Source organism: Marinobacter sp. DSM 26671, assembly GCF_900112835.1.
In the GTDB taxonomy this organism is placed as follows: domain Bacteria; phylum Pseudomonadota; class Gammaproteobacteria; order Pseudomonadales; family Oleiphilaceae; genus Marinobacter; species Marinobacter flavimaris.
Genome location: NZ_FONF01000007.1, coordinates 161,245 through 172,833 on the forward strand (window position 1 = coordinate 161,245; position 11,589 = coordinate 172,833).

The 11,589-nt window shown below is 57.1% G+C and carries 11 protein-coding genes; 5 read left to right on the forward strand and 6 right to left on the reverse strand.

All coding sequences use genetic code 11. The features are described from left to right. Nucleotides 1–24: 24 nt before the first annotated feature. The 6 genes from dapE to map all read right to left on the reverse strand — a co-directional run bounded on the left by dapE (nt 25) and on the right by map (nt 7,217). Complete coding sequence (gene dapE / locus BM035_RS10155; RefSeq protein ID WP_092031621.1) at nt 25–1,161, reverse strand: succinyl-diaminopimelate desuccinylase; 1,137 nt, start codon at nt 1,159–1,161, stop codon at nt 25–27. Further along, complete coding sequence (gene dapD / locus BM035_RS10160; protein WP_008170392.1) at nt 1,148–2,176, reverse strand: 2,3,4,5-tetrahydropyridine-2,6-dicarboxylate N-succinyltransferase; 1,029 nt, start codon at nt 2,174–2,176, stop codon at nt 1,148–1,150. Before dapD ends, dapE begins: the two co-directional genes overlap by 14 nt. Before the next feature lie 87 nt (nt 2,177–2,263). Continuing rightward, on the reverse strand, nt 2,264–2,605 hold the full coding sequence (locus tag BM035_RS10165; RefSeq protein ID WP_092031623.1) for an ArsC family reductase: 342 nt from the start codon (nt 2,603–2,605) through the stop codon (nt 2,264–2,266). Further along, nucleotides 2,602–3,804, reverse strand: a complete 1,203-nt coding sequence (gene dapC / locus BM035_RS10170; RefSeq protein ID WP_008170389.1) for a succinyldiaminopimelate transaminase — start codon at nt 3,802–3,804, stop codon at nt 2,602–2,604. The genes BM035_RS10165 and dapC overlap by 4 nt, the downstream gene beginning before the upstream one ends. Beyond that, complete coding sequence (locus BM035_RS10175; RefSeq protein ID WP_008170387.1) at nt 3,801–6,446, reverse strand: [protein-PII] uridylyltransferase; 2,646 nt, start codon at nt 6,444–6,446, stop codon at nt 3,801–3,803. Before BM035_RS10175 ends, dapC begins: the two co-directional genes overlap by 4 nt. Further along, complete coding sequence (gene map, locus BM035_RS10180; RefSeq protein ID WP_008170385.1) at nt 6,447–7,217, reverse strand: type I methionyl aminopeptidase; 771 nt, start codon at nt 7,215–7,217, stop codon at nt 6,447–6,449. It lies immediately after the preceding gene. A gap of 252 nt (nt 7,218–7,469) precedes the next feature. Here map and rpsB point away from each other — a divergent pair, with 252 nt between their 5' ends. The 5 genes from rpsB (at nt 7,470) to uppS (ending at nt 11,572) form a co-directional block, all read left to right on the forward strand. After that, nucleotides 7,470–8,222, forward strand: coding sequence for a 30S ribosomal protein S2 (gene rpsB / locus BM035_RS10185; protein WP_008170383.1), 753 nt, complete (start codon nt 7,470–7,472; stop codon nt 8,220–8,222). A gap of 92 nt (nt 8,223–8,314) precedes the next feature. After that, nucleotides 8,315–9,184 (forward strand): translation elongation factor Ts, encoded by an 870-nt coding sequence (gene tsf / locus BM035_RS10190; RefSeq protein WP_008170381.1) that lies wholly within the window; start codon nt 8,315–8,317, stop codon nt 9,182–9,184. A 185-nt stretch (nt 9,185–9,369) separates the two neighbouring features. Further along, complete coding sequence (pyrH, locus tag BM035_RS10195; protein WP_008170379.1) at nt 9,370–10,098, forward strand: UMP kinase; 729 nt, start codon at nt 9,370–9,372, stop codon at nt 10,096–10,098. Between the two features lie 74 nt (nt 10,099–10,172). Further along, nucleotides 10,173–10,730 carry a ribosome recycling factor gene (frr, locus tag BM035_RS10200; protein ID WP_092031625.1) on the forward strand — a complete coding sequence of 186 codons (558 nt, stop codon included), beginning with the start codon at nt 10,173–10,175 and terminating at the stop codon, nt 10,728–10,730. A gap of 71 nt (nt 10,731–10,801) precedes the next feature. Then, nucleotides 10,802–11,572: a polyprenyl diphosphate synthase gene (uppS, locus tag BM035_RS10205; RefSeq protein WP_092031628.1), complete on the forward strand. Its 771-nt coding sequence runs from the start codon at nt 10,802–10,804 to the stop codon at nt 11,570–11,572. Nucleotides 11,573–11,589 lie beyond the last annotated feature (17 nt).

Below are 11,589 nucleotides of genomic sequence, written 5' to 3' on the forward strand. Positions count from 1 at the left end.
TTCGTTGGATTCCGGCTCCTGCTTTTATGCCAGCAGTTCGATCAGAATCTGTTCGTAGATTTCAGACAGGGTATTCAAATCTTCGGCCTTTACGCACTCATCCACTTTGTGAATCGTCGCATTGATGGGGCCAAGTTCGACCACCTGCGCGCCGGTAGGTGCAATGAAGCGACCATCCGAGGTGCCGCCGGAGGTTGAAAGTTCGGTTTCCCGGCCTGTCACCGTGCGAATGGCGCTCTGGCTGGCAGACACGAGTGCGCCCTTGTCCGTCAGGAACGGACGGCCACTGAGGTGCCACTGCAGATCGTATTTCAGGTTGTGGCGGTCCAGGATGGCTACCACCCGTTCCTCCAGACTTTCTGCAGTGTTTTCCGTGCAGTAGCGGAAGTTGAAGTGCACCAGGCATTCACCGGGAATAATGTTGCTGCCCGTACCGGCCTCCAGCTTAGTAATCTGGAAGGTGGTTGGCGGGAAAAAGTCGTTGCCGTTATCCCAGAATTCCTTTGCCAGCGCATCCAGGGCAGGCGCAACCAGGTGAACCGGGTTCTCGGCCAGGTGCGGATAGGCTACGTGGCCCTGAACCCCATGCACGATCAGGTAACCATGCAGAGAGCCCCGTCGACCATTCTTGATCACATCACCCACTTCTCGGGTGCTGGACGGCTCGCCAATCAGACACCAGTCGATCTTTTCGTTCCTGGCTTCGAGAGTTTCCACCACTTTGACCGTACCGTGTTGGGCTGGCCCCTCTTCGTCACTGGTAATCAGCAGGGCTATGGAACCCCGATGGTCCGGGTAGCTTGCAACGAAGCGCTCGCATGCGGTTACGAAGGCTGCCAGGCTGCCCTTCATGTCCGCGGCGCCACGGCCGAGGAGGTAGCCATCCCTGATCACGGGATCAAAGGGTGGGTGCGACCAGTTCTTTTCCGGCCCGGTTGGTACCACATCGGTATGGCCGGCAAAGGCCAGCACCGGCCCCTCGGAGCCCTTTCGGGCCCAGAGGTTATCGGTATCGCCAAAGCGCAGGTTCTCGCCGGTGAAGCCCAGAGGCGCAAGGCGCGACATCATCAGTTCCTGACAGCCGGCATCGTCTGGCGTGACAGACTGCCGGCGGATCAGATCAACGGCAAGTTCGAGGGTCGGGGAATCAGTTGTTTGCATGCAGCTCTTCATTCAGCTCGATGGCAGACTTGTTGGTTTTGCACTCCACCGCGCCAGTCTGGCTGTTACGGCGGAAAAGCAGGTCTGTCTGGTTGGCCAGATCGCGGGCCTTGATCACCTCAACCAGCTCGTTGTTGTCGTCGAGCAGCGCAACCTTGGTGCCGGCTGTGATGTACAGCCCGGCCTCGACCTTGCAACGGTCGCCCAGCGGGATGCCGATACCGGCGTTGGCGCCGATCAGGCAGTTCTCGCCAACGGCAATGATGATGTTGCCTCCACCGGAAAGGGTGCCCATGGTGGAGCATCCACCGCCCAGATCAGACCCCTTGCCAACCATGACGCCGGCGGAAATACGGCCCTCGATCATGCTGGTGCCTTCGGTGCCGGCGTTGAAGTTGATAAACCCTTCGTGCATGACCGTGGTGCCTTCACCCACATAGGCGCCAAGGCGAACCCGGGCGGTATCGGCAATGCGGACACCTTTCGGTACCACGTAATCGGTCATCTGCGGGAATTTATCCACGGATTTGACTTCCAGTGTGCGGCCTTCCAGGCGAGCCTGAAGCTGGCGGTCGGACAGTTCGTTCAGATCGATCGCGCCTTCGCTGGTCCATGCCAGATTCGGCAGCAGGCCAAAAATGCCGTCCAGCTTCAATCCGTGAGGTTTGGCCATGCGATGAGAAATCAGGTGAAGCTTGAGGTAAACCTCCGGGGTGCTGGACGCGGTGTCATCTGTTTCGAGTACTGTGACAACCACCGGGCGCTTGCTGGCGGCTGCTTTGTCCGCCAGTGATGCCTGGCCTGTCTGGCCGATCTGACGCAAGGCGTTGGCGAGCTGGCTGAGCTGCTCGGCGGTCGCGCTGATCGCCTGGTTACCACCCTTGTAATCAAGGGCGTTGGAGATGACGTCCATCAGGGTGTTATCGGGTGTCATGACCGGCTGCTGGTAAAACACTTCCAGCCACTCGCCCTGGTTGTTCTGGGTGCCGATACCGATACCGAATGCAAAGCTCATCTGATGGTTGCTCCTGTTATGAATGTGGGGCCAGGGCAATGCCTGAAGACCCCTGAAATTAAAGTTTGGATCTGGTTTGCCCGAGATTCAGGCCAGCCATGCGGACCATTTGTCTGCACTGAAACCTACGCGCACATCACCGCCGTTTTCGACAACGGGACGCTTAATAATGGATGGGTTCTCCAGCATGATCTCGTGAGCGCTTTGGGCGTCAATGGTATCACGAACGTCCTCCGGAAGTTTGCGCCAGGTGGTGCCACGGCGGTTCAGCAGGGTTTCCCATCCGACCGCGTGTTCCCAGCGGAACAGCAAATCACTCTGCAGGCCATCCTTCTTGAAGTCGTGGAATTCGTAGTCGATACCTTGTTCGTCCAGCCACTTCCGGGCCTTCTTTACGGTGTCGCAGTTTTTGATGCCGTACAGTTTCATGGCTTGTTCGCCTTAACAAATTCAACAATGCGTTCCGCTGCCTCTACGCACTCTTCCAGCGGGGCGACCAGGGCCATCCGGACACGGTTTTCTCCGGGATTATGGCCATCCACGGTTCGGGAAAGATATCGCCCAGGCAACACGTGCACGTTCTGTTGTGCCGAGAGCTCCCGGGCAAACGTTTCATCGTCCATCGGAGTTATCGGCCACAGGTAAAACCCGGCATCCGGAAAATCAACATCCATAACTTCCCGGAGGATCGGGACCACTGCCTCAAATTTGGCGCGGTACGCTGCACGATTCTCCCGAACGTGGTCTTCGTCGCTCCAGGCGGCGATGCTCGCCAGCTGATTGTGGATGGGCATGGCGCAGCCGTGATAGGTGCGGTACTTCAGGTAGCCGTCAAGAATGCTGGCATCCCCGGCTACGAAACCCGATCGCAGGCCGGGCAGGTTGCTGCGTTTGGACAGGCTGTGGAACACCACGCAGCGGGCGTAGTCATCCCGGCCAATGGCGGCGCAGGTTTGCAGGAGGCCTTCCGGCGCGTTGCCTTCCTCCGGATAGAGTTCGGAGTAGCATTCGTCGGAAGCAACGATAAAGTCGTGTTTGTCGGCCAGGGCTATCACCCTGGTCAGCGCCTCCCGGGAGATAACAGCACCACTGGGATTGCCCGGGGAGCACAGAAACAGTATCTGGCATTCTTGCCAGATGGATTCGGGCACTGAATCAAAATCGGGAATGAAGCCATTTGAGCCATCGCAGGGGAGGTATACGGGCGTCGCGCCTGCAAGGAGGGCGGCTCCCTCGTAAACCTGATAAAACGGATTGGGGCTGACTACGGTGGCAGGCTTGGTGGCATCCACGACAGCCTGAACCAGGGAAAAGATGGCTTCACGTGTGCCGTTTACCGGCACGATGTTGTTCGCCGCGCTGAGGCTGCCGGCCTTCAGATTGAATCGGCGGGTTGCCCAGCCACTGATGGCCTCGCGGAGTTCATCCGTACCCCGGGTGGTGGGGTAATTGGCAAGCTTGTCCAGATTGTTCGCAATGACCTGTTTGACGAAATCGGGCGACGGGTGCTTCGGCTCTCCAATCCCCAGGGAAATCGGCCGGAGATGATCGGGCACGCTGATGCCTGCCTTTAGTTTGGCAAGCTTTTCAAAAGGGTAGGGGTGAAGTCTGTCGAGGTTCGGATTCATTGAATGTCGTCCAGCATTTTACAGAGATCTTGCTGCAGGGCCTGGCATACCGCCGGCTCCCGGATGGGCTCGCCGTGTTCGTCCGTCACGAAGAAAACGTCCTCCACGCGCTCGCCCAGGGTGGCAATCTTGGCGTTGCTCAGGCGTACCCGGTGCTCCAGCAGCACCTGGCCGATGCGGGCCAGAAGCCCCGGGCGGTCGGGCGTGATCACTTCCATTACGGTGCGCTGGTTGATGGTGTCATTCGAGAACGTCACTTCCGTCGGGAAAGCGAAATGCTTGAGCTGGCGTGGCGTGCGCCGGTGGATGATGTCCGGATAGTCATCCGGGTCGTCCAGTTCTTCGATCAGGCGCAAACGCACCCGTTCTTTTCTCGCAGGGTCGATGCCCAGAGGCTGTCCCTTCTCATCAAGTACCACATAGGAACTGATCGAGTAGGGCCCCTCGCTTGAGCTGATGCGCGCGTCCACGATGTTCAGGTTCAGCTGTTCGAGGACCGCCGTTGTCGCAGCGAACAGGGCAACCCGGTCCTTCATGTAGATAATGATCTGGGAGTAGCCGTCCGTCGGGCCGCCCCGCGTGTCTCGAATCAGCACCAGCGGGTCCGTATTGTCGCCGTGTCTGATGATGGCAGCAGTCTGCCAGGCGATGTCCACGGTCGAGTCCTGGAGGAAATAGTCTTCGTCCACGGTGTCCCAGATGGCGTCGATCTGTTCATCGGTCATGTTCTGGGCATGCAGGATTTCCCGGGCTTCCGACTGGGTAGCGCGAACCCATTCCTGTCGGTCGATGGGCGTTTCAGTGCCCCGACGCAAAGCCCGTTTGGCCTCGATATAGAGTTGGCGCAACAGCGAGGCCCGCCACGTGTTCCATAGCTTGGGATTGGTAGCGCTGATGTCGCATACGGTTAGAACGTACAGGTAATCCAGGTGCGCCTGGCTCGGCACTGCCCTGGCAAACCCGTGGATAATGTCCGGGTCGGAGATGTCTTTGCGCTGGGCTGTCATGGACATCAGCAGGTGGTTTTCCACCAGCCAGGAAATCAGCTGGGTGTCCCGTTCGCTCAGGTGATGCCGCTGGCAGAAGGCTTCGGCATCGATGGCACCCAGTTCCGAGTGATCGCCACCCCGGCCTTTGGCCACATCATGGTAAATGCCGGCAATATAGAGGGTTTCCAGTTTCGGCAGCCGGTGAATCAGGCGGGATGCCAGCGGATACTCGGTTCGGGCTTCCGCGCTGCCAAGCCTTACCATGTTGCGGATGACCCGCATGGTGTGGGCATCCACGGTGTAAATGTGGAAAAGGTCGTGCTGCATCTGGCCAATGATCTGGCCAAACTCCGGGAGATAGCGCCCGAGCACGTTGTACTTCTTCATGGCAGACAGCGTCTGATCCAGGGCATGGGGCGTTCTGAGCAGCTCCATGAACAGGGTAGTCACTGCCAGATCAGATCGGAACGCATCATCGATCAAATGCCGGTGGGCCCGAAGCGAGCGGATCGTCGTGGCCCGGATGCCCTTTATCTCAGGGTGCTGAGCCATCAGAACGAAGATTTCCATGATGGCATAGGGCGCGTAGGCGAAGACCTGGTTGTTGACCGCTTCAATATAGTAGTTACGAATCTGGAAACGTTTGTTGATGGGCTGGATGGCGTCTTCCGATGGGCTACCCAGAATCGCTTCGTCGTAATACTGCAGAATCACATCCGCCAGTTCGGCGAGGGCCAGGACGGTGCGATAGTAGGCCTGCATCATCAATTCGACGCCGAGCCGCTTACCTTCATCTCTATAGCCGAGCATCTGGGCCAGGGCTCGCTGATGATCGAACAGCAGCCGGTTTTCATTCCGGTCAGCGAGCAGCTGCAGGCCGTATCGCAGTTGCCAGAGGAAGGTTTCACCCTGGAACAGAATCTGATGCTCTTCCTCGGTAAGAATGCTGAAGCGGGTCAGGTCAGCGATGTTCTGCAGTCCGAAATGTCGCTTGGTAATCCAGCCGATCGTCTGTATGTCCCGCAAGGCGCCCGGGGAACCCTTCACGTTTGGTTCGAGGTTGTATTCGGTATCGCCGTATTTCTGATGCCGTTGCTGCTGCTCCTCACGCTTCGCAATAAAGTAGTCGCGGTCGGTGCTGACATCATCGGAATAGACTTGCTCGCTCAGATCTGACCGGAGTTCATCCGGGCCGGCAATCGTGCGCGTTTCCAGCAGGTTGGTCAGTATGGTGATATCTTCGCGGGCGGCTGTCTTGCTTTCCTCGATGCTGCGAACACTGTGGCCGATATCCAGCCTGAGATCCCACAGCAGGGTAACGAACGCGCCCAGGTCTTCGTGCCAACTGTCTTCGATGCCGGCACGGGTGAGAATGAGCAGGTCGATGTCCGAATGCGGGTGCAGCTCACCCCGTCCATAGCCGCCGACGGCGATCAGGGCAATGTCCGGTGAATCGGAAAAGGGGTAGCGGTTCCAGATCAATCTGAGAACTGTATCGACCGTGTCAGCCCGGGAGCGGACAAGGGCGCGCACATCGGCGCCTTGTCGAAAGGCCTCGGCATCGGCGTCATACCTGCCCTTTAACAGCTCCCGGGCCGCCGTAACCGGAGATGGGTCATTACTGATGCGGGATTCCAGCTCGCTTTGGTCCACTTAGAAGGACTCTTCCTTTCGCTTGGTCAAGACCTCATGACCGTCCGCCGTCACAAGGATGGTGTGCTCCCATTGTGCAGAGAGTTTGTGATCCTTGGTAACGACGGTCCAGCCATCCGGCAGAAGCTTGGTCTGGTACTTGCCCTGGTTGATCATTGGCTCAATGGTAAACGTCATACCTTCCTGCAGCTCCAGACCGGTGCCGGGTTTGCCGTAATGCATTACCTGAGGCTCCTCGTGGAATACTGCGCCGATGCCATGGCCACAGTAATCTCGAACCACGGAATATCGGTGTTTCTCGGCGTGCTGCTGAATCACATGCCCGATATCGCCCAGACGGGTTCCCGGCTTGACCAGTTCAATACCTTTATAGAGGCACTCCTGTGTAATCTGGATCAGCCGCTCGGTGCCAGGTTTCGGCTTGCCGACAATCCACATCTTGCTGGTGTCGCCGTGGTAGCCATCCTTTATTACGGTGACATCGATATTAAGGATGTCTCCATCTTTGAGGATTTTCTTCTCAGACGGAATGCCGTGGCAGATAACGTGGTTGACCGACGTGCAGATGGACTTCGGAAACCCCTTGTAGTTGAGTGGTGCCGGAATGCACTTTTGCTCGTTTACAATATAGTCGTGGCAAATCCGGTCGAGCTCTTCGGTGGAAACGCCGGGCTTGACGTGATCGCCAATCATCTCGAGCACTTCGGCCGCCAGGCGGCCAGCGACGCGCATCTTTTCAATTTCTTCCGGTGTCTTGATCGATACCTGCATTGGGTTTCCCGTTGTTTGTGCCAAACCGGCATTTTAAGGGGCCTGCTGCCCGGGTACAAGGAAGCTCGCCGTCAAAAATAATGGCGTTTGTCGGGCCGAATATGGTATAAACGCGCCCGCTGGAAACGAATCCAGCAAATTCACACACGTGTCGGCACGTTATCCCAGGGTGCCTGGTCCTGCTTTTAAAGGAGTCAGGTTGGGGTAATCGGATACGTGGAGGACTAACCCGAAGCTAAAAAGGTAACTATCATGGCTCAGGTAAATATGCGTGACCTGCTGAAGGCAGGTGCTCACTTCGGTCACCAGACCCGCTACTGGAACCCGAAAATGTCGAAGTTCATCTTCGGCGCCCGTAACAAGATTCATATCATCAACCTTGAGCAGACTGTTCCTGCCATGAACGACGCGCTGAAATTTGTTCAGCAGCTGGCAGAGAACAAGAACAAGATCCTGTTCGTTGGTACCAAGCGTGCCGCGGCCAAGATCATCAAGGAAGAAGCCGAGCGTGCCGGTCAGCCGTTCGTTAACCACCGCTGGCTCGGTGGCATGCTGACCAACTACAAGACCATCCGTCAGTCTATCCGTCGCTACCGTGACCTGGAAACCCAGAGTCAGGACGGTACTTTTGACAAGCTGACCAAGAAAGAAGCACTGGATCGTACCCGTGAAATGGACCGCCTTGAGCGCTCCATTGGTGGTATCAAGGACATGGGCGGCCTGCCGGACGCGATGTTCGTGATTGACGTTGACCACGAGCGTATCGCCATCAAGGAAGCCAACAAGCTTGGTATTCCTGTCATCGGTGTTGTTGATACCAACAGTGATCCCGACGGTGTCGATTACGTGATCCCGGGCAACGATGACGCTATCCGTGCGATCCAGATTTACGTGAAAGCCGTTGCTGATACCTGCATGGAAGCAGCCCAGTCTGCTGGTGCCGGTGCTGACGAGTTTGTTGAAGTCAGCGAAGACGCTGAAGGCGCTGCTCCAGCCGCTGAGTAACGTTTTACCTTCACGGTTTAGATGTAAGGTGTGCCTGGTGTTTTCCGAGGCACACCGCCCCACCGAATTCGGAACAGTTGAGAGGATTGAACATGGCTGCAATTACCGCTGCAATGGTCAAAGAGCTGCGTGAGCGTACCGGCCTTGGCATGATGGAATGCAAGAAGGCACTTGTTGAAGCCGAAGGCAGCGTTGACGCTGCGATCGAAGAGCTGCGCAAGTCATCCGGTCTGAAAGCTGCCAAGAAAGCCGGCCGTACCGCCGCTGAAGGCGCTTCACTGATCAAGATCTCTGACGACAACACCGTTGCCTTTATTCTGGAAGTGAACTCCGAGACCGACTTTGTTGCTCGCGATGACAACTTCCTGAACTTTGCCAACGACGTGCTGAACGTTGCGTTTGAAAATGGCGAAACCGACGTAGCCAAGCTGATGGAAGGCGATCTGGAATCCAAGCGTGAAGCGCTGGTTCAGAAAATCGGCGAGAACATTACTGTTCGTCGTGTCGTCAAGGTTGAAGGCCCGGTTGTTGGTGGATACGTTCACAGCAACAACAAGATCGCTTCGGTTGTCGCCCTGACTGCCGGTGATCCTGAAGTTGCCCGTGACATCGCCATGCACGCAGCTGCCGTTAACCCGCGTGTCGGCAAGCCGGAAGATATGCCGGCTGAAGAACTCGAAAGAGAGAAGGATGTGATCAAGGCCCAGCCGGATATGGAAGGCAAGCCTGCCGAGATCGTCGAAAAGATGATGGGTGGCCGCATCAAGAAGTTCCTCAAGGAGAACAGCCTTGTTGAGCAGCCTTTCGTCAAGAACCCGGACCAGACCGTGGGCGAGCTGATCAAGTCCAACGGCGGCGAGCTGGTTGGCTTCGTTCGTCTGGAAGTGGGTGAAGGCATTGAGAAGGAAGAAGTGGACTTTGCTGCCGAGGTTGCTGCTGCAGCCGGCACAGGCAAGGCCTGATCCTTCGTTCGATGCAGCGGGCTTTGAGCCACTGTATCACCTGAGTCTGCCACGTTAGCCGGGAATTCCCGGCTCTCGTGGCGGGCTTGTATCTGAGATACCCCTTTTTATGAGGAGTATGTCAGATACAAGCCTGCAACGGGTACCACGCCGGATAGCAGCCAACAGACGACAAGGGGATCATCATGCCGACATCATCGAAAACCCAGCCCAGATACAAGCGTGTTCTGCTCAAACTCAGTGGCGAGGCCCTGATGGGAGAGCACGATTTCGGTATTGATCCCAAAGTTCTTGACCGCATGGCACTGGAAATCGGTGCGCTGATTGGCATCGGCGTGCAGGTTGGTCTGGTGATTGGCGGCGGCAACCTGTTCCGTGGCGCAGCCCTGAATGCGGCCGGCATGGATCGGGTTACCGGTGATCATATGGGCATGCTGGCCACCGTGATGAACGGTCTGGCCATGCGTGATGCTCTGGAACGTTCGAACATCCGGACCCGTGTGATGTCCGCGATCCCCATGAGCGGCATCGTGGAGCACTACGACCGCCGTCGCGCGGTACGGGATCTGAAGGATGGCGATGTCGTGATCTTCTGCGCCGGTACCGGTAACCCTTTCTTCACGACCGATTCCGCTGCATGTCTGCGTGGCATTGAGATCGAGGCCGATGCGGTGCTGAAGGCTACGAAAGTGGATGGCGTATACTCAGCGGATCCGCACCTCGACAGCAGTGCAGAGAAATACGACTACCTCACCTATGATGAGGTTCTGGACAAGAAACTGGGTGTGATGGATTTGACAGCCATCTGTCTCGCCCGTGACCACGGCATGCCGCTGCGGGTGTTCGATATGAACCGTGCCGGCGCCCTTACTCGCATCGTAACTGGCGAGAAAGAAGGTACACTGATCGAATGAATCGCTGTCCAGGCCCCACAGGATCGTGGCGCCAGATTACAGAATGACATGACGAACGAATTGAGGATGCTGAAGTGATCAACGACATCAAAGCAGAAGCCGAAAAGAAAATGAAAAAGAGCCTGGAGTCCCTTAACTCCGCGTTCAACAAGATCCGCACCGGCCGTGCCCACCCCTCTATCCTGGATAGTGTCATGGTGAACTACTACGGCCAGGAGACGCCGCTGAAGCAGGTGGCTAGCGTCAACGTCGAGGATAACCGCACGCTGACGGTCTCTCCCTGGGAGAAAAACCTGACGCCGACCACCGAGAAAGCTATCATGGCATCAGACCTTGGCCTGAACCCGGCGACCAGCGGCGATATCATCCGTATCCCGATGCCCATGCTGACAGAAGAAACCCGTAAGGAAATGGTCAAGCAGGCAAAAGCAGACGCCGAGCACGGTCGTGTTTCCATCCGTAATGCGCGTCGTGACGCGAACAGCATGATCAAGGATCTGCTGAAGGAAAAGGAAATCACCGAAGACGACGAGCGCAAGGGCGAGGACGATATCCAGAAGCTGACTGACCGCTACATTGCAGAAGTCGAGAAGATGCTCAAGGCCAAAGAAGAGGACCTGATGGCGGTTTAACCGTCCGGACCTACTTGCAAGCGAATTTAAAGGCCGAAGCACCGAGGCGCTCCGGCCGCACAGGGGATTTCATGACGGGAACTGTATCCGCAGAGATTCCGGTGTCGGCAGACAGTCGGCCCCGGCATGTGGCCATCATCATGGACGGGAACAATCGATGGGCCAAGGCCCGTCGGCTCAAGGGAGTGGCTGGGCACAAGGCCGGTGTCGATGCGGTCAGGGCAGTGGTGGAAACCTGTGCCCGTGAAGGCGTGGAAGTGCTCACGCTGTTTGCCTTTTCCAGCGAGAACTGGCGTCGGCCCAAGGACGAAGTGTCCGCGCTCATGAAGCTGTTTCTGTTCGCCCTTGAGCGCGAGGTTCGCAAACTTCACCGGAACGATATCCGCCTGCGCATTATCGGTGATCGGTCAGCGTTCAGCGCTTCACTGCGTGAACACATGGAGGCGGCTGAAGAGCTGACCCGCAACAACTCCCGGATGACCCTGGTAATTGCCGCCAACTATGGTGGTCACTGGGATATCACGCAGGCCACACGCAAGGTGGCCGAGCAGGTCCGTTCCGGGCAGTTGGCACCCTCTGACATCACCGATGACCTGATTCAGCAGCACCTCAGCATCGGTGACCTGCCAATGCCGGACCTGATGATTCGTACCGCCGGTGAGCAAAGAATCAGCAACTTCATGCTTTGGCACCTGGCTTACACAGAGCTTTACTTTTCACCGGTGTATTGGCCTGACTTCCAACAGGAAGAGATGCTCAAGGCCCTGCATGCCTATGCCGGCCGACAGCGTCGCTTTGGCCAGACGGATGATCAGATAGCGGCCAAGGCTGTACAACAATAACGAACGATAGCGACGTT